15 protein-coding genes and 2 tRNA genes are annotated in these 20,776 nt (G+C 56.5%); 7 read left to right on the forward strand and 10 right to left on the reverse strand.

From position 1 onward, the window contains the following. Positions 1-62: 62 nt before the first annotated feature. The 3 genes from ldtA to IM273_RS17970 form a co-directional block, all read right to left on the reverse strand. Entirely contained in the window at positions 63-959 is an 897-nt protein-coding gene (gene ldtA / locus IM273_RS17960; protein WP_045260382.1) for a L,D-transpeptidase, read from the reverse strand. Between the two features lie 61 nt (positions 960-1,020). Beyond that, positions 1,021-3,714, reverse strand: coding sequence for a cation-transporting P-type ATPase (locus IM273_RS17965; protein WP_193051740.1), 2,694 nt, complete (start codon positions 3,712-3,714; stop codon positions 1,021-1,023). 47 nt (positions 3,715-3,761) lie between these two features. Continuing rightward, entirely contained in the window at positions 3,762-4,193 is a 432-nt protein-coding gene (locus IM273_RS17970; protein WP_028013745.1) for a universal stress protein, read from the reverse strand. 394 nt (positions 4,194-4,587) lie between these two features. Here IM273_RS17970 and IM273_RS17975 point away from each other — a divergent pair, with 394 nt between their 5' ends. Genes IM273_RS17975 through IM273_RS17985 form a run of 3 tightly spaced genes read left to right on the forward strand, consistent with a single transcriptional unit; the run spans position 4,588 to position 9,697 of the window. Beyond that, positions 4,588-5,673 carry an efflux RND transporter periplasmic adaptor subunit gene (locus IM273_RS17975; RefSeq protein ID WP_028013746.1) on the forward strand — a complete coding sequence of 362 codons (1,086 nt, stop codon included), beginning with the start codon at positions 4,588-4,590 and terminating at the stop codon, positions 5,671-5,673. Next, entirely contained in the window at positions 5,673-8,735 is a 3,063-nt protein-coding gene (locus tag IM273_RS17980; protein ID WP_193051741.1) for an efflux RND transporter permease subunit, read from the forward strand. The genes IM273_RS17975 and IM273_RS17980 overlap by 1 nt, the downstream gene beginning before the upstream one ends. Continuing rightward, positions 8,732-9,697 carry an acyltransferase gene (locus IM273_RS17985; RefSeq protein WP_100170001.1) on the forward strand — a complete coding sequence of 322 codons (966 nt, stop codon included), beginning with the start codon at positions 8,732-8,734 and terminating at the stop codon, positions 9,695-9,697. Before IM273_RS17980 ends, IM273_RS17985 begins: the two co-directional genes overlap by 4 nt. Here the strand turns inward: IM273_RS17985 and pagP are convergent. Next, positions 9,694-10,269: a lipid IV(A) palmitoyltransferase PagP gene (pagP, locus tag IM273_RS17990; protein ID WP_193051742.1), complete on the reverse strand. Its 576-nt coding sequence runs from the start codon at positions 10,267-10,269 to the stop codon at positions 9,694-9,696. The genes IM273_RS17985 and pagP overlap by 4 nt on opposite strands. Before the next feature lie 255 nt (positions 10,270-10,524). Here pagP and shiA point away from each other — a divergent pair, with 255 nt between their 5' ends. The 3 genes from shiA to IM273_RS18005 all read left to right on the forward strand — a co-directional run bounded on the left by shiA (position 10,525) and on the right by IM273_RS18005 (position 15,154). After that, positions 10,525-11,841, forward strand: coding sequence for a shikimate transporter (shiA, locus tag IM273_RS17995; protein ID WP_193051743.1), 1,317 nt, complete (start codon positions 10,525-10,527; stop codon positions 11,839-11,841). Positions 11,842-11,914: 73 nt separating this feature from the next. Beyond that, positions 11,915-13,369 carry an AMP nucleosidase gene (locus IM273_RS18000; protein ID WP_041909184.1) on the forward strand — a complete coding sequence of 485 codons (1,455 nt, stop codon included), beginning with the start codon at positions 11,915-11,917 and terminating at the stop codon, positions 13,367-13,369. A gap of 18 nt (positions 13,370-13,387) precedes the next feature. Beyond that, positions 13,388-15,154 carry an aminopeptidase P family protein gene (locus IM273_RS18005; protein ID WP_193051744.1) on the forward strand — a complete coding sequence of 589 codons (1,767 nt, stop codon included), beginning with the start codon at positions 13,388-13,390 and terminating at the stop codon, positions 15,152-15,154. A 142-nt stretch (positions 15,155-15,296) separates the two neighbouring features. On the opposite strand, the gene IM273_RS18010 is transcribed toward IM273_RS18005, so the two are convergent. Both IM273_RS18010 and emmdR read right to left on the reverse strand, forming a co-directional pair. Further along, positions 15,297-15,372: transfer RNA gene (locus IM273_RS18010), tRNA-Asn, on the reverse strand. Between the two features lie 103 nt (positions 15,373-15,475). Next, a complete protein-coding gene (gene emmdR / locus IM273_RS18015) occupies positions 15,476-16,930 on the reverse strand; it encodes a multidrug efflux MATE transporter EmmdR (protein ID WP_120266864.1) in 1,455 nt (484 codons plus the stop codon). 161 nt (positions 16,931-17,091) lie between these two features. Here emmdR and IM273_RS18020 point away from each other — a divergent pair. Continuing rightward, positions 17,092-17,167, forward strand: a tRNA-Asn gene (locus tag IM273_RS18020). A 163-nt stretch (positions 17,168-17,330) separates the two neighbouring features. On the opposite strand, the gene IM273_RS18025 is transcribed toward IM273_RS18020, so the two are convergent. The 4 genes from IM273_RS18025 to dacD form a co-directional block, all read right to left on the reverse strand. Continuing rightward, complete coding sequence (locus IM273_RS18025) at positions 17,331-17,666, reverse strand: DUF496 family protein (RefSeq protein ID WP_028013754.1); 336 nt, start codon at positions 17,664-17,666, stop codon at positions 17,331-17,333. 159 nt (positions 17,667-17,825) lie between these two features. Then, complete coding sequence (locus tag IM273_RS18030; RefSeq protein WP_028013755.1) at positions 17,826-18,884, reverse strand: FUSC family protein; 1,059 nt, start codon at positions 18,882-18,884, stop codon at positions 17,826-17,828. Positions 18,885-18,976: 92 nt separating this feature from the next. Beyond that, complete coding sequence (gene sbmC, locus IM273_RS18035) at positions 18,977-19,450, reverse strand: DNA gyrase inhibitor SbmC (RefSeq protein WP_028013756.1); 474 nt, start codon at positions 19,448-19,450, stop codon at positions 18,977-18,979. A gap of 119 nt (positions 19,451-19,569) precedes the next feature. Continuing rightward, positions 19,570-20,736 carry a serine-type D-Ala-D-Ala carboxypeptidase DacD gene (dacD, locus tag IM273_RS18040; protein WP_193051745.1) on the reverse strand — a complete coding sequence of 389 codons (1,167 nt, stop codon included), beginning with the start codon at positions 20,734-20,736 and terminating at the stop codon, positions 19,570-19,572. Between the last annotated feature and the right edge of the window lie 40 nt (positions 20,737-20,776).

The raw sequence follows: 20,776 nt of genomic DNA on the forward strand, positions 1-20,776 counted from the left end.
CCATGTCCCCGGACTGTACATGGGAGAGGGTTGGGGTGAGGGCACCAGCCCGCACTATGCCTTCACATGCCGATTTTAACCGGCATCCCCGACCGCCGTTCCAGTTCAGCGCCCGCCCCCTCGTTTATCAACTGTGTCTGCTGTGCGGCGGAGATGGGCAGAGGCACTTTCCGGCTCGATTCAAATTCCGCCCGGTTACGCGACAGCGGTTCGTGAACCTCCACCCAGCGGCTGCCGTCCGGCTCCGTGGTCACCTTAACGGGGCGATCGATAAGCTGCACGCGGGTGCCCACGGGGACATTATCAAAAAGATATTTAATGTCGTTGTTACGCAGACGAATACAGCCCTGGCTCACCCGCAGCCCAATGCCGAAATTGGAGTTTGTGCCGTGTATGGCATATAGCCTGCCGATATATATCGCATACAACCCCATCGGGTTATCCGGCCCGGCGGGCACGAAGGCGGGCAGCGTTTTCCCCTCTGCCGCATAGGCACGACGCGTGTTCGGCGTAGGTGACCAGGTGGGGCCCTCCTGCTTGCGCTCAACCGCCGTGACCCAGTTACGCGGAGTTTCGCGCCCGGCCTGACCGATGCCGATGGGCAGTACTTCAACGGTATTGCTGCCCGGCGGGTAATAGTAGAGACGCATTTCCGCCACGTTAACGACAATCCCCTCGCGCACGGTGTCGGGTAAAATCAGCTGCTGAGGAATGACCAGCCGGGTGCCGGATTTGGGCAAAAAAGGATCCACGCCCGGGTTCGCTTCCAGCATATTGCTGAGCCCCAGCCCGTGCTGTGCAGCAAAGGCCTCAAGCGGTAACGTATTGCGCTCGGGAACGGTGATGGTAATCGGGGTTCCCACCAGCCGACTGCCTTCCGGCGGCAGGGTATAGGTTACGGCAAACGCACTGGGAACAGCGGCACACAGCGTAAGGACGAACCAGGTAAGTCGCATCATAATTTCCTGTGCTCACAAAAGAGAAAGCCTGGACTCAGGCAGGCTTTCTCAGTTTACGCTATTACGCTTCGATTTTACGCCATCTGCGCGTCAGCACTTTTTCCGCCTCGACAATAAGGAACATCACAAAACCAATCAGGAAGGTAATGACCCAGTAGCGGAACGGCAGCGCTTCGGTGCCAAACAGCATCTGCATGAACGGGGCGTAAATGATAAGAAGCTGTAGCGCAAGCAGTACGCCGCTCACGATCCAAATCCCTTTATTCGCCAGCAGACCTTTGCTCAGTGAGAAGCCGTCATTAACGCGACAGTTGAGCATGTAGAACCACTGCGCGGTCACCAGGGTTTGCAGCAGCACGGTGCGAATGAATTCCGCCGAGTAGCCGCGCGGCTGTAGCCAGGCTTCCAGCACGAAGGCGCTAATGGCAATCATCAGACCGACAAACACCACGCGCCAGATAGCGTAGCCGTCCATCACATGCAGATTCGCCTTGCGCGGTGGCCGATTCATGATGTCCTTCTCACCCGCTTCAAACGCCAGGCCAAACGACAGGGTTGCTGACGTCGCCATGTTCATCCACAGGATCAGGACCGGCGTCAGCGGAATCAGGTTCCCCGCCAGCAGCGCGATGATGATCAGCAGGGCCTGCGCGATGTTGCTCGGGATAACGAACAGAATCGTTTTTTTCAGGTTATCGTAAACCCGCCGTCCCTCGTGGACCGCACTGGCAATGGTGGCAAAGTTGTCATCCGTTAACACCATGTCGGCGGCTTCCTTGGTGACCTCAGTCCCCTTAATCCCCATGGCGATACCCACATCCGCCCGCTTGAGCGCCGGGGCATCGTTTACGCCATCCCCGGTCATGCCCACCACTTCCTGTTTACTTTGCAGGGCCTGCACGAGGCGGAATTTATCCTCCGGGCTGGTTCGGGCGAAAATATCGTACTGCTGCGCGGCGTCGCTCAGCTGACGGTCGTCCATCGCCTCCAGCTCACGTCCGGTGATTGCGCTTGCGGCGTTACCAATCCCCAGCATTTGCCCAATGCTCATGGCCGTTTGCGGGTGGTCGCCGGTGATCATTTTCACGCGAATCCCGGCCTGCAGACAGTCGGCAATCGCGGTAATGGCCTCCGGACGCGGCGGATCCATCATTCCTGCAATACCCAGCAGGATCACGCCATCATGGAGGTCCGGGTGATCCAGCTCGCGCTGTCCCTCGCGGGCAGGTTTCCAGGCCGCCGCCACCATGCGCAGCCCTTCCCGGGCATACTCTTCAATCTTCCCTTCCCAGTAAGGTTGATTGAACGGCTGCAGTCCGTCATTCGTCTGCTGGTACTGGCAGAGGCGGAACAGGACGTCCGGCGCGCCGGTGATTAAAATCGCCTCTTCTTCACCCAGTCGGTAGAGCGTGGACATGTATTTATACTGCGAATCAAACGGGATTTTACTGCGCATTTCCGTCTCAAGCGGTGGGAGCGGGATTTTCGCCGCCAGCACCTTCAGGGCGCCCTCGGTTGGTCCTCCGGTGATTTTCCACAGCCCCTGCTCGTCTTTGATCAGCTGGCTGTCATTACAGAGGTCAATGGTGCGCAGGTAGCGTTCCAGCAGGGAACCCTGCGTCACGCTGACGGGCGTCGGGTCATCTACGGGGTGAATATTCCCCACCGGTTCGTAGCTGTCGCCCTCCACGCGATAGGTCGTGTCAGCGGTAATCACCGCTTTGACCGTCATTTCATTCATCGTCAGGGTGCCGGTTTTATCCGAGCAGATGACCGTCATTGCGCCCAGGGTTTCCACCGTGGGCAACTTGCGAATAATGGCCTTGCGACGCGCCATGGCCTGTACGCCAAGCGAAAGGATGATGGAAATGATGGCCGGCAGGCCTTCCGGCACGGCGGCAACGGCGAGGCTGATAAGCGACAGCACCAGTTCAGAAACCGGCATATCCCGGAACAGGAGGCTAAAGACGAACAGCGCTACCATCATCACCAGGATAGTGATGAAAATGGTCTTACCGAGCTTGTCCATCTGCACCATCAGCGGCGTGCGGTGCTTTTCAATGTCGGACATCATCTGATTGATGTGGCCAAGCTCGGTCTCGCCCCCGGTTGCCACCACCACGCCTTTACCGCCGCCGGAGCTGACGGTGGTGCCTGAGTAGAGCAGATTATAGCGATCGCCTAAGGGCAGTTCCCCGCTTAACGCATCGCTGTTTTTCTCAACAACGGTGGATTCGCCAGTCAGGATGGCCTCCTCCACGCGAAGGTTATGCGCCTCAATCACGCGCAGGTCCGCAGGGATACGATCCCCGGCGCGGATCACCACGATATCGCCCGGGACCAGCGCCGTAGTAGGGATCGTTTCATGATTCCCCTGTCGTACCACCACGGCTTCGCTGGAGAGCATATTGCGAATACTCTGCAACGATTTCTCAGCATTGCTCTCCTGGATATGGCCGATCAGCGCGTTAATGATGGCAACCCCAAGGATCACAAACATGTCTACCCAGTGGCCCATAAAGAGCTTAAGCAACGCGGCCACCAGCAGAACGTAAATCAGTACATCGTTAAAATGCGCCAGGAAGCGCAGCCAGGCGGGTTTGCCCTTTTTTTGCGGTAACGCATTCTCACCATGCTGCTGAAGTCGGGCTGATGCCTCAGTGCCACTAAGTCCTTCCAGAGTGGAGTGGATATTCGACAGGGTTTCATCAACGGTTTGTTGATAATACGGACGTTCAGGTTTTCCTGTTTTCATTGTCACTTCCTCAGGTTCTATTCAGAAATCACCTTGCTTTCATGAAATTAACGAATAACGAAAACAGGAACATGGGCGTAACGAACAATACTTGCCGCCTCCGATCCTAACAAATGGGTTTGAATATTTGGATTGCGGGAGCCGACGATAATCGCGCCAGCAGCAAGTTCATCTGCCAGCTTAATAACCTCATCACGAACATTTCCGCTGCGAACATGGAGGTGAACGCGCTCTTCTGGCAAATTCAATTTTTTGACCAGGTCAGACAGTTTTTCTTTTGAATTATTAATCATATATTCATCCATCTTTCGCGCATCTGAAATAAAACCGCGCGTCAGCTCGGCTGAAAATTTTGGCATGACGTGCAGCAAATGAATGTCACCCAATGCGCTTTGCGCCAGAAACTGTGCATGCTGCAACGCTTTATCCGCCAGGCTTGTCTCGTAGACATCCACCGGAACGAGAATGTTTTTATACATATCGAGCATCCTTTTTATAACCAACATGAGAGTGAATGAAGCAAAAAACGCATTAAATGCAGGGGGTTGCCCTTAATGCCAGTTACGGTAAAAGAGATGAATAATATTAAACGTAGCACAGGAATTTCAGGTTTAGCGCGTCCCCACTGCTAATGGTTATTTAACATTTATCTTTTCGCCGACTATGCTCATAGTGAGTTACCGCTTCCGGCTCATGGAGGAATGTATGTATGGCATAAGCCTGATCCGACTGGGTATGTTTATTGCGCTTGCCATTATCGCCAGCACGGCGATTGGTTTATTTACCTATATGGTCGTCACTGTTCTGGCAGAATAGTGTCACCCCTGTCCAGGTTATGGAATAAATAAAACAGTTATTTATTAGGGGAATACAGTGAACCGCTACCTCTCTCTTTTACCGTTCGTTTTGTTAACGCTCACGGCGTGCGATCCTAAACCTGAACAAGCCTCCCCCCTGCCCAGAATGGTTAAAGTGGCGGAGGTGACGGTTCCCGGTCACGCCCAGCAGCGCGTTTTTCCCGCCCGCATTGAATCGGGCGATGCCACAGACCTTTCCTTCAAGCGCGCTGGTCAAATTGAAGCGCTCGATGTGCGTCAGGGCGCAGCCATCAAGCAGGGCCAACAGCTTGCAAGACTGAACGCCCGTGAAGCCCAGCAGCGGGTTAACGACAGGCAGACGGCGGCGACGCTGGCCCAGAGGCAGTTCGATCGCTTCCAGACGCTGGCGGGCCGCCAGGCGATTTCGAAAGCCGAAATGGACGTGCAGCGTGCGAACCGCGATTCGGCGAATGCGGCGCTGCAGATTGCCCGCGAAGAGTTGAATCAGATGACGCTCGTCGCCCCCTTCAGCGGGACGGCGGCCAGCGTACATGTCCGAAACCATCAGGTGGTGTCTGCCGGTCAGCCCATCGCGACGTTAACCCGCACCGATCTGCTTGACGTGGTGTTCAGCATCCCTGAAAACCTGTTTAAGACCTTTGATATCCGCAACGCGCAGTATCGTCCGGTAGTGAGAATTAACGCCATTCCGGATCGGGAATTTACCGCCGTCTACAAAGAGCACTCGGGCAGCAGCGACAGTAATACCCTGACCTGGCAGGTGATACTGACCATGCCGCGACCGGATGATTTTCCCGCCGTCGGTGGCGTAAGCGGTACGGTGACCATCAATTTAACCAACCTCCCGGCTGGCGCGGACGCTCAGGCGCTGGTTGTACCGGTTGAGGCCGTCTTTAACCCGGACAACAGCCCACGCAATGAGCCGCACGTCTGGGTTGTGGCGGGAGAAGGCGACACGCTCCATCTTGAAGACCGCAAGGTCAGCGTGGGGCAAGTGATAACCGAAGGCGTGACGATCACCAGCGGGCTTAAGGCGGGCGAGCGCGTGGTGGCCGCAGGCGTGGGAGAGCTCCATGCTAACCAGCCGGTGCGTATCTGGACGCGTGAGCGGGGACTGTAATGGATATCACTCGTCAATTTATTAATAACCCGGTTCGCGTCTGGCTAACGATTCTGCTGCTGGGCATTGGGGGGATTTTCGCCCTGTTGAATATTGGCAGGCTGGAAGATCCCGCCTTTACCATCAAAACCGCCGTGGTGGTCACCCACTACCCCGGCGCATCCGCTCAGCAGGTTGAAGAAGAGGTGACGCTGCCGCTGGAGAATGCCCTTCAGCAGCTGCCTTATCTGGACAACGTAAGCTCCATCTCTTCAAACGGGCTGTCGCAAATCACCGTCAATATCGCTTCACGCTATCACTCGAACGAACTGCCGCAGATTTGGGATGAGCTGCGCCGCCGCGTGGGCGATGCCTCGCGTCAGTTCCCGCCCGGCGTCGTCACGCCCTTTGTGAATGACGATTTCGGTGACGTGTTCGGCTTCTTCTTCGCCATTTCCGGGGATGAATTCAGTAATCCTGAACTGGTGAGATATGCAGAGCAGCTGCGCCGCGCGTTGATTCTGGTTCCCGGCGTCGCGAAGGTCGCCATCGGCGGGGCCATTAGCCAACAGGTCAACATCGATATTTCCCTGACTAAAATGGCCGCGCGCGGCATTACGCTGAACCAGCTTTCCGCCCTGCTCAGCAGGCTCAACGTCGTTTCCAGCGCCGGAGAAATCACCTCCGGCAGCGAATCCATTCGTCTGCACCCGACCGGTGAGTTCGAGAATCTCGATGAACTGGCGGATCTCATCATCACGCCTTCCGGCACCGGGGCGGCGACGCGCCTGCGGGATATCGCCACGCTGTCGCGCGGGCTGAACGAATCGCCCGCCAGTATCTACCATGCCAACGGCAAAAAAGCCGTCACCATGGGCGTCTCGTTTATTCCCGGCGTGAACGTGATCGACGTGGGCCACGCGCTGGAGGCGAAGCTATACCAGATGTCGGCGGAAAAACCGGCAGGCATACAGATAGATCTGTTTTACGATCAGGCAGCCGAAGTGGGCCACTCTGTTAACGGTTTTATTATTAACTTCCTGATGGCGCTGGCGATTGTCATTGGCGTGCTGCTGATCTTTATGGGGGTACGCAGCGGGATCATCATCGCGGTTTCTCTCGCCCTTAACGTGCTGGGCACGCTGCTGATTATGTATCTGTGTGGCATTGAGCTACAGCGCATCTCGCTCGGGGCGCTGATTATCGCCCTCAGCATGCTGGTGGATAACGCCATCGTGATTGTCGAAGGGGTATTGATTGCCCGGCAGCAGGGCTCTCCGCTGTTAACCGCCGTTAACAACATCATCCGCCGCTCCGCCCTGCCGCTGCTGGGGGCGACGGTGATCGCCATCCTTGCGTTTGCCCCTATCGGGCTATCGCAGGATTCCACCGGGGAATACTGTAAATCTCTGTTCCAGGTGCTGCTGATTTCCCTGATGCTGAGCTGGTTCTCGGCGCTCACCCTCACCCCGGTGCTGATTAAGTGGTGGTTGTTTAAAAACGACAGCGCGCCGGATGCCGCTGACGAGTCAGATCCTTACGACAAACGTCTCTACCGCCTCTACCAGCACCTGCTGAACGCACTGCTGCACCATAAAGCGCCGACGCTGGTAGTGATGGCCGCCCTGCTGGCCGCGTCTGTCTGGGGGTTTGGCGCGGTGCGGCAAAACTTTTTCCCGTCGTCCAATACGCCGATTTTCTTTGTCGACCTCTGGTTACCCTACGGTACCGATATCAAATGGACCGAGAAAATGACCGGCGATATTGAGAAAACCATCAAGGGACGGCCCGGCGTGGAAACCACCGTCTCCACCATCGGTCAGGGGAGCATGCGCTTTATTCTGACCTACAGCGGACAGCGGCAGTACAGCAACTACGCGCAGATCATGGTGCGTATGGATGACCAGCGCAGCATCTCCGCGCTGACGCGCTACGTGGATGAGTACATCGCGCGTAACTACCCGCAGGTCAACGCCAGCACGAAACGGGTGATGTTTGGGCCCTCCGGCGACAGCGCCATTGAAGTGCGCATTAAAGGCCCGGATCCTGACAGGCTGCGTCTGATTGCCAGCCAGGTGGACGATATCCTGGCGCGCGACCCGGCCACGGGGAGCGTCCGAAACGACTGGCAAAACCGCAGCAAAGTGATCCGTCCGCAGTACGTCGCCGCGCTGGGACGCGAGCTTGGCGTGGATAAGCAGGACGTCGACAACGCGCTGGAGATGAATTTCTCCGGCAGCCGGGCGGGGTTGTATCGGGAAGGCAGTGACCTGCTGCCCGTGGTGGTGCGGCCCCCGGAAAGCGAAAGGCTGGACGCCAGCCACCTGAACAACGTGCTGGTGTGGAGCCATGCGCGGCAGCAGTATATCCCGCTGAGTAACGTCGTCAGCAGCTTCACGCTGGAGTGGGAAGATCCGCTCATCCTTCGACGCGACCGCTCGCGGGTACTGACGGTTCAGACGGATCCGGACCCGCTGAGCCAGCAAACCTCCGGTGATATTCTCGCCCGCGTGAAGCCGCAGGTGGATGCCCTTCCCCTGCCACACGGCTACAGCATCGAGTGGGGGGGCGACGCGGAAAACTCCAGCGAAGCGCAGCAAGGGCTGTTCACTACGCTACCTCTCGGGTATCTGGTGATGTTTGTTATTACGGTGCTGATGTTCAGCTCGGTAAAAAATGCCGTCGCGATCTGGCTAACCGTACCGCTGGCGTTGATTGGCGTCACGCCAGGATTTTTAATTACCGGCATTCCCTTTGGCTTTATGGCGCTGATTGGTCTGCTGAGCCTGAGCGGAATGCTCATCCGCAACGGCATCGTGCTGGTGGAAGAGATCGAACAGCAGAAAACGCACAAGGATCAGCACAGCGCGATCGTTTATGCCGCCACCTCGCGCCTGCGCCCTATCCTGCTCACCGCGTTCACGACCGTACTTGGCCTGGCACCGCTGCTGCTGGATGTTTTCTTCCAGAGCATGGCCGTTGTGATTATGTTTGGACTGGGGTTTGCTACAATCCTGACGCTACTGGTACTCCCCGTGATCTATGCGTGTTTCCATCGTAAGGACGAAGCCAAACAACAATGAATGCGACAGGGCTGAACATTATCAAGACGCTGGGCTGTATGACGGCGGTCACCTTCTTCACCATCTACAATACCTGGGATCATTATGACTATGACTATCACTGGATCCTGGGCTTTTTAACCTTTATCTCGACCATCGCCACGCCGCTGTTTTTTGTGGTGTCGGGCTATCTCGACGGGCAATCACGGCACGGCACGCGCTGGCAGCTGGGGAAAATAAAAAGTCTGGTGATTGTTTTTCTGTTCTGGATAACGATCTACTACCTCTGGGAGCCTTATCAGCGCGGGTATTTAATTCAGCCCTGGTTCGTGTTCGCCTTTGTCGTGATTTACACCTTCCACCCGGCGGTGGAGTGGCTTAGCCAGCGGAGATCGCTGTTCTGCGGCGCGATTGCTGCTCTGCTGTGCTTTTCCTACGGATACGATCTGTTATCGGCGCTTTATCCTGAAACGCACGTCCTTTCGCTTTCGCCGCAGTATCGGCTGTGGACATGGCTGCTGTTTTATCTGACCGGACAGCTCTTCTGCGACCCAAAAGTCGCCGAGTGGATAAGCCGCAAAAACGTGGTTCGGGCGGCGGTTGTCGCCATCCCGTTTATCTATCTCTTCACCTGGTTTTACGAGCGCCACTTCTTTTTTGCCCTGTTTAAGGCCGACAGGAACGCCTTTATTCTCACCGGCTCGCAGATCTACATTCTGATTATTGCCCTGGTGATTGCGGCGAACGGCGTTCACTTTCGCCGCAATGCTGAATTAAAGGAGTCCATTCTGGCCGCCATCAGCAAAACGATGACAGGCGTATATATTGTGCACTACTCGGTGTTTCATCTGCTGACGGCGCTGATACCGGTGACCTCTCTCGGCATGAAGCTGGCGCTGATTGTGCTTACGTTCGTCACCTCTGTTCTCTTCTCCATGCTGGTATTGTCTAACGCCGTGGCAAAAAAGGTGATCACCCTTTAAAAGCCTAAGCGCAGCCAGGCAAAAAGCACGTTGCCGTTGTTATACGTTCCGGGAATATAGGTGAACTGGACGGTAACGCGCTTATAGCCGGCAGAAAACAGTGGGAAGATGAACGGCAAAGGCACATAGTTCGCAAAATCATCTCGCGCCGTGATGCCCGCGGCGGCACCGAGCCCAAGGCGGAAATCTTTGGCATTATCCAGATACCAGCCCTTCTCCCAGCCATAGCCCATCGCGGGCTGCCATTCGTTGTGCGAGTCCTTGAACATCATTGCGAAAAGCGCGCTCCAGTTGCCCTCTTCGTTATAGCGGGACACGCCCAGGCCGCCGCCCCACGGCATTTCGTTGTAATTGTCGGTTTTTTCTTTATCGTACATAAAGCGGGCGTGCCAGCTCAGAAACGGCAGGTACAGATCGTAACGTTGCGGCTCTTCCCAGGTCTGGGAGATATCATCCGTCAGCGCATTCCACCAGCCGCTAATACGCTGTTCGCCATAGACTTTCGGCTCGGCATGAAGCGGTGCGGCGAATAAAAACAGGACCATCCAGAATGCACAAAAGTTACGTTGCATCGTTTTTCCCTCAGCTTTAGTCACGCAGCGGTATCTATTACTGTAATCCATTCAGCACGAACCGGAGCCAAACAGACTGATTTATCTCGAGGCAGGGCAAAATGAAATTTATTTATTCAGCTCCTTCCGGAAAGATAAAAACGTTTTCTCAGGCGTTTTGTCGCGGTAGTCTCATAGGTTCCGTTTATATGACGGACGCAATGTGAGTGAAATTTTCTTATACCAATAATAAAAAACAGTACGGACAGGATAACTATGGACTCCACCCTCACCTCCGATCGTCCCAACGAGGAGATACCTTCGCTCAATCGCGCCCGCCGCGCTGCACTCGGCAGCTTCGCAGGTGCCGTCGTCGACTGGTATGATTTTCTGCTCTACGGCATCACCGCCGCGCTGGTGTTTAACCGCGAGTTTTTCCCTCAGGTTAGCCCCGCGATGGGCACCCTCGCCGCGTTTGCCACCTTCGGCGTCGGCTTTCTGTTTCGCCCGCTGGGCGGGGTGATTTTCGGCCACTTCGGCGACCGGCTTGGCCGCAAGCGGATGCTGATGCTTACCGTCTGGATGATGGGGATTGCCACCGCGCTGATTGGCATTCTTCCTTCGTTTTCCGCTATTGGCTGGTGGGCGCCTGTGCTGCTGGTGACGCTGCGCGCCATTCAGGGCTTCGCCGTGGGCGGCGAATGGGGCGGCGCGGCGCTGTTATCCGTTGAGAGCGCGCCAAAAAACAAGAAAGCGTTTTACAGCAGCGGCGTGCAGGTCGGGTACGGCGTCGGGCTGTTACTTTCCACAGGGCTGGTGTCGTTAATCAGCCAGCTCACCACCGACGCGCAGTTTCTGAGCTGGGGCTGGCGCATCCCTTTTATCTTCAGCATCGTGCTGGTGATTGCCGCGCTGTGGATCCGCAACGGGATGGATGAGTCGGCAGAGTTCGAACAGCAACAGCGTGAGGAGCCGTCCGTCAAAAAACGGCTGCCGGTGATGGAAGCCCTGATTCGGCACCCTGGCGCTTTTCTGAAAATCATCGCCCTGCGCCTGTGCGAACTGCTGACGATGTATATCGTTACCGCGTTTGCGCTGAACTACTCGACGCAGAACCTCGGCCTGCCGCGCGAACTGTTCCTGAATATCGGCCTGCTGGTCGGCGGGATCAGCTGTCTGACCATCCCCTGCTTCGCCTGGCTGGCGGACCGGTTTGGTCGCCGCCGCGTCTACATCACCGGCGCGCTGATTGGCACCCTCAGCGCCTGGCCGTTCTTTATGGCGCTGGAGGCGCAGTCTGTGTTCTGGATTGTCTTCTTCGCCATTATGCTCGCCAACATCGCTCACGATATGGTGGTCTGCGTGCAGCAGCCGATGTTTACCGAACTGTTCGGCGCCAGCTACCGCTACAGCGGCGCGGGCGTGGGCTACCAGGTGGCAAGCGTGGTCGGCGGCGGGTTTACGCCGTTTATTGCCGCCGCGCTGGTGACCTTCTCCGGCGGTAACTGGCACAGCGTGGCGATTTATCTGCTGGCCGGCTGCCTGCTGTCGGCAGCGACGGCGCTTCTGATGAAAGAGACGAGCCACCGCTGATCTCCCTTTTGTTTCACAGGCGTGTGACATACTATCGGATAGAGTCGCACACCTGTGGAACAAGGAGACAGAGATGAATAATAAGGGCTCCAGCCTGACCCCGGCTCAGGCGCTGGAAAAACTCGACGCGCTGTATGAACAGTCCGTCAACGCGCTGCGCAGCGCCATCAGCGAATACATCGAAACGGGGAAACTTCCCGATCAAAAGGCCAGAAACGAAGGCCTTTTTGTTTATCCATCGCTCTCTGTAACCTGGGACGGCAGCGCAAGCACGACGCCGAAAACCCGCGCCTACGCCCGTTTTACCCACTCCGGCTGCTACAGCACCACCGTCACCCGCCCTGCACTGTTCCGCCCCTATCTGGAAGAGCAGCTAACGCTGTTGTATCAGGATTACGGCGCGCACATTGCCGTGGAGCCTTCACAGCACGAGATCCCGTATCCGTACGTGATTGACGGTTCGGCGCTAACTCTTGACCGCTCCATGAGCGCGGGACTGACCCGCCACTTCCCAACGACGGAACTGTCACAGATTGGCGATGAGACGGCTGACGGGATTTATCACCCGGCAGAGTTTTCACCCCTGTCGCATTTTGACGCCCGTCGGGTGGATTTCTCCCTGGCGCGCCTGCGCCACTACACCGGCACGCCCGCCGAGCATTTCCAGCCGTTTGTGCTGTTTACCAACTACACCCGCTACGTGGACGAGTTCGTTCGCTGGGGCTGTAGCCAGATCCTTGATCCGGACAGTCCATATATCGCCCTCTCCTGCGCGGGCGGGATCTGGATCACCGCCGAGACCGAAGCGCCCGAGCAGGCCATCTCCGATCTGGCGTGGAAAAAACACCAGATGCCCGCCTGGCACCTGATCACCGCCGACGGTCAGGGGATCACCCTGATCAACATCGGCGTCGGCCCGTCGAACGCCAAAACCATCTGTGACCATCTGGCAGTGCTGCGCCCCGACGTGTGGCTGATGATTGGCCACTGCGGCGGCCTGCGCGAAAGCCAGCTGATTGGCGATTACGTGCTGGCCCACGCCTATCTGCGCGACGACCATGTGCTGGATGCGGTACTGCCGCCGGATATCCCAATCCCGAGCATCGCCGAAGTACAGCGCGCGCTCTACGACGCCACCAAAGAGGTCAGCGGCATGCCGGGTGAAGAGGTCAAACAGCGCCTGCGTACCGGTACGGTGGTGACAACGGATGACCGCAACTGGGAGCTGCGTTACTCCGCCTCCGCGCTGCGCTTCAACCTGAGCCGAGCGGTGGCGATTGATATGGAGAGCGCCACCATCGCCGCGCAGGGGTATCGCTTCCGCGTTCCTTACGGCACGCTGCTGTGCGTGTCCGATAAGCCGCTGCACGGCGAAATTAAGCTGCCGGGTCAGGCCAACCGTTTCTATGAAGGGGCGATTTCCGAACATTTGCAGATCGGCATTCGCGCCATCGACTTGCTGCGGGCGGAAGGCGACCGACTGCATTCGCGCAAGCTGCGCACCTTCAACGAGCCGCCGTTCCGCTAATAACAATAAGGAAAAACCATGCACACCCCTACTCCGCTCTCTGCCCTGCGTCAGTGGCTTCAGGAAAACAGCCTCGACGGGATGATCGTTCCGCGCACCGATGCCTGGCAAAGCGAGAATTGCGCGTCGAACGACGAAAAGCTGGCCTGGCTGACAGGCTTTAACGGCTCTGCTGGCGTCGCGCTGGTACTGAGGGATAAAGCGCTGCTGTTCGTCGACGGGCGCTATCAGGTGCAGGCCCGCGTTCAGGTGAATATGGATGAGGTTGAGATCCACCATCTGCACAACGAGCCGCTGGCAGACTGGCTGACGGCCAACGTCGCGGCGGGCACGCGCATCGGTTTTGACCCAATGCTGATGACGAATACCGAGTTTACGCAGCTGTCTGCCACACCGTGCGCGCTCGTGCCGCTGAACGCGTCACCGTTTGACGCCTTATGGATCGATCGCCCTGCCGCACCGGCGGGGCTTATCCGTGAGATGCCGGTTGCGATAAGCGGTGAAAGCAGCGAAGACAAACGTCAGCGCGTTGCCGCCGTGCTGGCCGCGAACAACGCTGACTACCTGGCCGTTACGCTGCCGGATAACATTGCGTGGCTGCTCAACGTGCGCGGCTCAGATATCCCCACCAGTCCGGTACCGCTCTCATTTGCCCTGCTCGGTCGCGACAGCCGCGTTGAGTGGTTTGTTAACGATAATAAGCTCGCAGAACTCCCTGATGCAGTTCTGAACGCCTTCACGATTGCGCCACAGGACACCTTTATTGAACGCTGTCAGCAACTTGCTGAAGGGAAGCGGGTAATGGTTGATGCCGACTCCGCGCCGGTGGCCCTGCGCTTTGCCATTGAACCGCGCGGTGAAATTGTCTGGCGAACCGATCCCATTACCCTCATTAAGGCTACCAAAAACCCGGTCGAGCTGGCAGGGTATCGCGAGTGCCATCTCCAGGACGGCGCCGCGTGGGTCAACTTCCTGGCCTGGCTGAGCCGCGAAGTGCCGCTGCGTGCGGCGGCGGGACAACCGCTAACGGAGCTGGAAGTACAGGCGCAGCAGCTGGCATTTCGCAAACAGCAGCCCGGTTTTATCGAGCAGAGTTTCGCGACCATTTCCGCCTCTTCGAGCAATGCGGCGATGTGCCACTATCATTCATGCGAGGCCAACAACAAGCCCCTCGGCCATAACCATTTTTACCTGAACGATTCGGGCGGTCAGTACGCTAACGGCACCACCGATGCCACGCGCACGCTGGCGTGGGGTAATGTCCCCTCGCAGCAGCGTCTGCACTACACCGCCGTGCTGAGAGGCTTCCTGTCGCTGATTACCCTGCAGTTCCCTTCCGGTACGCAGGGGCACCAGCTGGATGCTTTCGCGCGTCGTCCGCTGTGGGAGATGGGGCTGGATTACGATCACGGTACCGGGCACGGCGTGGGCCACCAGCTTCTGATCCACGAAAACCCGCATCGCATCGCCAAAAAGGTCAACCCGTGGCCGCTGGTGGCAGGCAACATCATGACCATTGAGCCGGGATACTATCTGGGCGATAGCCACGGTATCCGTATTGAAAACCAGGTGGAGATAGTGGAGAGCCGTCCGGGATTTTGCAAATTTGCTTCTCTGACGCTGATCCCGATTGATTTAAGCCAGGTCGAGCTGGATCTGTTGAGCGAGCAGGAAAAGCAGTGGCTGGATGAGTATCATCAGCAGGTACGTGAGGCGCTGTCACCGCTGGTTAATAGCGAGGCGCGTTCGTGGCTGGAGGCGGCGACGGCGCCGGTTCGTGTGTAATTTCGTGCGGTCTGATGCCCTCACTCCATCCCTCTCCCACGGGAGAGGGTGAAAACACTAAAAACGGCAACAAGGTTGCCGTTTTGCATTTACCTGACGCAGAAAAGCAAAAAGCCTGCTTTAAAAGCAGGCTTTTCAAATTTGGCTCCTCTGACTGGACTCGAACCAGTGACATACGGATTAACAGTCCGCCGTTCTACCGACTGAACTACAGAGGAATCGTGTGAACGGGGCGCATATTATCGATGCTCCCCGATGATGTCAAAGGCAGAATGCATATTTCCGATCGTTTGCCGAATTATTCTCCATTTCGCGCAATTGTCAGGCATTTTGTCGCGGATATTTCCACAGCCAGCGCCCGCTGACCATGCGCCAGTAGAACAGCGCCCCGCGTACGGCCCAGTCAAGGAACATCCCCAGCCAGACGCCCACCACGCCCCAGCCCAGCACCACGCCCAGCGTATAGCCCGCCACAACGCGACACCCCCACATGCCAAGCATGGACACCCACATGGCAAAACGGGCATCGCGCGCCCCTTTCAGCCCGGCAGGCAACACCCAGGATGCCGCCCAGATGGGCATAAAGGCGGCGTTGAGCCAGATAAGGATCTTCACCACCTCTTTCACGTCATCTTCGTGGGTATAGAACGCGGCCATCAGCCCGGCAAACGGCGCGGTACCCCAGGCGATCAGCGTCAGCCCAATCGTCGACAGCCAGAACACATGGCGCAGCTGCCGCTCCGCCTGGCCTATCTGCCCTTTCCCGAGCCGTTTACCCGTGATGATGGTTGATGCCGACCCAAGGGCGTTACCCGGCAGGTTAATCAGCGAGGCGATGGAGAAGGCGATAAAGTTACCGGCGATAACGTCGGTGCCCATTCCGGCGACAAACATCTGCGTGAGCAGCTTCCCGCCGTTGAACAACACGGATTCAATGCTCGCGGGAATACCAATCCCCATCACTTCCCAGATAATGGCGAAATTAAAGGGCCGGAAATAGCTCTTAAGCGTAAGACGCAGCGAGGGGGTAATCCCCGTCATCAGCACCCCGATGATGGCCGCCGCACCGATATAGCGTGATATGGTTAATCCCAGCCCGGCCCCGACGAACCCCAGACCATCCCACGAGAACGCGCCGTAGATCAGCACGCTGCTGATGATGATATTCAGGATATTCATCCCACCGTTGATCAGTAGCGGGATTTTGGTGTTACCTGCCCCGCGCAGCGCGCCGCTGCCAATCAACGCGATGGCCGCCGCCGGATAGCTTAAGACGGTCATTTCGAGATAGGTCAGCGCCAGTTCCTTCACCTCGTTCGTGGCTTCCCCGGCGACAAAATCGATAATCTCTTTACCGAAATAGTGGATCACCGCCGCCAGAACAATCGAAAAGAGGGTCATGATCATCAGCGACTGACGTGCAGCCTCGCGCGCGCGTTTGGGATCCAGCTTGCCGAGACTAAAGGCCACCACAACCGTCGTCCCGAGATCGATGGCGGCAAAGAATGACATCACCACCATGTTAAAGCTGTCTGCCAGCCCGACCCCCGCCATCGCCTCTTTCCCCAGCCAGCTTACCAGGAAGGTGCTCAGCACTCCCATCAGCAGAACGCAGGTATTTTCCAGGAAAATAGGCACGGCAAGAGGGGTGATTTCACGCCAGAACAGAACACGATAGCTTTTACGTTTTGCGTACCATGGCGTGCGCACGATCGCCTGGCGCAGAGGGGCAGTGACGTTCAAAATGGACCTTAGCGAGAATAGTTGAAACTCCATTTCAAATGATGGGGGAGAAATGCTAATCCTGCAAAGTATTTTCCTGAAAAAGATGTGTGTATTTACAACAAACTGACGACAGAATCGGCAATCAGTCGATTTTCCCTAAGATCAGGTTTGACAAAAGTTTTTTCGCCGCTAAGATAAGCCTCCACAACGATTCCTCTGTAGTTCAGTCGGTAGAACGGCGGACTGTTAATCCGTATGTCACTGGTTCGAGTCCAGTCAGAGGAGCCAAATTTAAAAAGCCTGCTTTGTAGCAGGCTTTTTGCTTTTCTACAGTAGATAAAATTGTCGGCTTGCGGCTGCGCCTGACCCGACCTACAAATCAGCGGACCGTTGATCGTCAAATAAAAAAGGCTCCCTGTCACCAGAGAGCCTTTTTCACAATTCGCTGCGATTATTCGCTTTTAGCTTCGGCGTTTTTGATTTCGCCCATCACTTTCAGCTTTTTGGAGATGTCGCGACGCTCTTTGGACAGCTCGGCATTTTTGATGATGTAATCATCAACGCGGTCTTCATAGTCGCTCTTCATGCTGGCGATGATGCCCTGAATAGCTTCAACGCTCATGCCCGGCTTGATGTAGTCGCTCAGGTTATCGAGCAGCAGAACACGTTTCTGGTTGTCACGGATCTTCTTCTCAACGTCCTGGATTTCACGCTGCAGTTTGTTTTTGCGGCGGAACAGGCGGACGAATTCCAGAACATCCTGGAACGAAGGCTTGATAGTTTCCATTTTTTACACCCCTGATAATGTGAGATTCGGATTCGTTAAAGCAACCGCTGTAACAATAACCTTACTGACAGCGGCTGCGAATGACAATGGCTATATCGTTTAAAGCTATCATAACCCCAATTGCTGCTGAATCGAAGCAGCAGGCGTCACATCCGCGTTTTATTTGCGCAGCGCCCGACAAATCAGGTGCGATAGCAGCTCAAGCTGTCGCGCCAGCTCCAGGCTCAGCCAGACATAGCCGTGAATGGGCGTTTCCGCCACGTTATCGCCCTGCCGCTCGTTGATTAACTGCTTCAGTTCCGCCACGATTTCATTGAGACGCTCGCTGTTCGCCAGCACGGGCTGCGGGTTGCCTTCATAGAGCGCATGGGCGATGGTCAGCAGGGTCTGCTGCGTCATCATCTGCGTCTCTTTGAGGGTCTGGGCGTTAAGCATCAACAGATGGCTGGGACGCGTGGCCCAGTGCGCGTTGATTTGCAGTTCAAGCATGCACACCAGATTGCGGCTGACCGTCTGGATAGCTTCGAAAATCGCTTTCTGAATATGGGTCTCTTTACTGGCTGGTACTATCAGGCCGCGCATTTTGACCACGTCGTTGAGGATGGTTTGCAGATGCTTTTCCAGCCGGGGACGCTCAACCAGATTCGGTGAAAACCCCGCCTGGTAAACGCGGTTAAACGCCGTGACGTAGTTAGCCATCTGGATACGCCAGTGCAGAAAAGCCCGCTGCGGCCAGATGCCGGTAAACAGCATGGCGAGCAGCGAGCCCAGAATAACATCCCCGCTTCGCCACATCGCCGTGGTCATATCCCCTGCTGGCGCGCCGACCACGACCGCGAGAGTGATACCAATCAGCAGCGCCTGATAAGGCCGTTTGCCCAGCGCCAGCCAGCCGCACAGGAACATGGCGGCACCGCACCATGCCAGCATCACTGGAAATGAGATGAGCTCAAGCTTCAGGGCAATCAGCCCCAGGGCAGAGCCAAGCACGGTACCACCTATCCGCTCGAAGGCGCGCGGGACAACGTTGCCCCAAAATGAGATTGGCCCCATCACCACCACCAGCGTGATCAGCGGCCACGTTCCTTCCGGTATATCCAGCAACCTGACCAGTACAAAGGTCAACACGAACGCCAGCGCGATGCGACACCCGTGCACCACGCGGTAATGTTTATATAAGCGAATTTCAAAAGGGGTTAATGATTTGTCGGGACGCACACCCGCTCTCCAGCAACACGGCAAATCACAATTGTACTGTGTTTTCAGCCGGGCGGATCGCTCCCGGCTGAAAAACCCTTCATTAAGCAGGCTTAAACCGTTTTGTGCTCTACCGCGATAAACATTTCAATATCCCAGTAGCCGTCCGCGTTGCCATCATTGAGATAGCGCTCAAAGCAGGGCTTAAGCGCCATCTGGTATTTATTATCCTGCAGCAGGGAATTAAAGAACTGATACCACGGGGTTGCAAAGTCGTAGTTTTCCACGCGCGCCGTCGCCACGGCATAATCACCGGCCGCGATTTCCGTCATCATCACCCCTTCGCTGTTTTCCGGGATGACGAAATCATCCGGTACGGTAACGGCCGTATCGCAGCGCAGTTTTTCTGCCGGAACCTCATCGGGGTTATCGTAATAGACCGCCACCCACTCCAGCGGCTCAATGTGACGCCCGTCTACCCACATGACCAGCTGTTCAAAGCCCTGCTTGACCGTTTTTTCCCACGGCCCAACAAGATGAAAACCCGCAATCTTACGTTTCTGTTGCTGCTTGATGCTGTAGTCCATGCTGCCTCCGATTAGCACTGTATATTTATACACTATAAAGCAGGATTTCTATTATCGGCAAACGAGGAGTGTTTATTATGTGAGCAGACTCGCAACCCTGCCAGTCTGCCCATCAGCGGTTAAATCGTGTGGTGAAGATAATCGCTCAGACGTGAGAATACGCCTCCCTTATCAACGGCTTCCAGAGTGACCAGAGGCCAGTGCGCCACGACCTTGTCGCGGTCATAGAGCTGGATCTCCCCGACCCGCTGATGCGCGGCAATCGGTGCTTCCAGCTCTTTTTTATCCAGCACGTATTTGGCTTTGATGTTCGGTACTTCCGCTTTCGGCAGGGCCAGCCAGAAGTCCTGGTCGGTGCCCAGTTTCACCTGTTCTTTATCGCCGTACCAGATACGCTCTGTTCCGACTTTTTTACCGTTATGCAGGATCTGCACCGTATCGAAGTTCTGTTGTCCCCAGTGCAGTAGCTTACGCGCCTGGTCCTCGCGCCCTTTCGGGCTGTCCGCGCCCATCACCACCGCAATCAAACGACGCTGACCGTCCACCGCGGAGGCAATAAGGTTAAAGCCTGCTCCTGAGGTATGCCCCGTTTTCAGGCCGTCCACGTTCATGGTTTTATCCCACAGCAGGCCGTTACGGTTTTGCTGGGTGATGCCGTTCCAGGTGAGACTCTTTTCGCTGTACATATGATAAAACTCTGGCTCACCGTGAATGATGGCCCGGGAGAGCACGGCCAGGTCATAGGCCGAGCTGTGCTGGCCCGGCGCGTCCAGACCGTGGACGGTTTCAAAGTGCGTATCACGCAGGTTCAGCTTCTGCACGTAGTCGTTCATCATCTTCACAAACTGCGGCTGCCCGCCCGCCACGTGATCGGCCAGCGCCACGCAGGCATCGTTGCCGGAATCGACAATCAGACCGCGGCTTAAATCACGCACGGTGACGCGATCGCCCTCTTTCAGAAACATCAGCGACGAACCGTCAAACACCGGGTTCCCTTTCGCCCACGCGTCACGCCCTACGGTGACAATGTCATCCGGCGAAATGCGATGGCTGTCAATGGCCCGATCCACCACATAGCCCGTCATCAGCTTGGTGAGGCTCGCCGGGTTACGTTGCTGATGTTCGTTGCCCGCCGTTAAAATTTGACCAGTCGTGTAATCCATCAGCACCCAGGAGCCAGCCTGAATGGCCGGAGGCTGCGGCGAAAAATCCAGTGGTTCGGCCGCAAAAGCAGATGAGACACTCGAAGCGAGTAAAGAAACAGCAATAAACAGACGGCGTTTCAACGGTATATCCTCAGGTCATTAAAAATCGATGACCTTTTTA

Origin of the sequence: Enterobacter cloacae complex sp. P13B (assembly GCF_014895915.1) — a bacterium.
GTDB lineage: Bacteria > Pseudomonadota > Gammaproteobacteria > Enterobacterales > Enterobacteriaceae > Enterobacter > Enterobacter bugandensis.

What these genes read in the sequence shown, in the direction of transcription:
- shiA (WP_193051743.1), top strand. Translation starts at nt 10,525, where the DNA reads ATGGACTCCACCCTCACCTCCGATCGTCCCAACGAGGAGATACCTTCG.
- ldtA (WP_045260382.1), bottom strand. Translation starts at nt 959, where the DNA reads ATGATGCGACTTACCTGGTTCGTCCTTACGCTGTGTGCCGCTGTTCCC.
- IM273_RS17970 (WP_028013745.1), bottom strand. Translation starts at nt 4,193, where the DNA reads ATGTATAAAAACATTCTCGTTCCGGTGGATGTCTACGAGACAAGCCTG.
- IM273_RS18005 (WP_193051744.1), top strand. Translation starts at nt 13,388, where the DNA reads ATGCACACCCCTACTCCGCTCTCTGCCCTGCGTCAGTGGCTTCAGGAA.
- emmdR (WP_120266864.1), bottom strand. Translation starts at nt 16,930, where the DNA reads ATGGAGTTTCAACTATTCTCGCTAAGGTCCATTTTGAACGTCACTGCC.
- IM273_RS18000 (WP_041909184.1), top strand. Translation starts at nt 11,915, where the DNA reads ATGAATAATAAGGGCTCCAGCCTGACCCCGGCTCAGGCGCTGGAAAAA.
- pagP (WP_193051742.1), bottom strand. Translation starts at nt 10,269, where the DNA reads ATGCAACGTAACTTTTGTGCATTCTGGATGGTCCTGTTTTTATTCGCC.
- IM273_RS17965 (WP_193051740.1), bottom strand. Translation starts at nt 3,714, where the DNA reads ATGAAAACAGGAAAACCTGAACGTCCGTATTATCAACAAACCGTTGAT.
- sbmC (WP_028013756.1), bottom strand. Translation starts at nt 19,450, where the DNA reads ATGGACTACAGCATCAAGCAGCAACAGAAACGTAAGATTGCGGGTTTT.
- IM273_RS17980 (WP_193051741.1), top strand. Translation starts at nt 5,673, where the DNA reads ATGGATATCACTCGTCAATTTATTAATAACCCGGTTCGCGTCTGGCTA.
- IM273_RS17985 (WP_100170001.1), top strand. Translation starts at nt 8,732, where the DNA reads ATGAATGCGACAGGGCTGAACATTATCAAGACGCTGGGCTGTATGACG.
- IM273_RS18025 (WP_028013754.1), bottom strand. Translation starts at nt 17,666, where the DNA reads ATGGAAACTATCAAGCCTTCGTTCCAGGATGTTCTGGAATTCGTCCGC.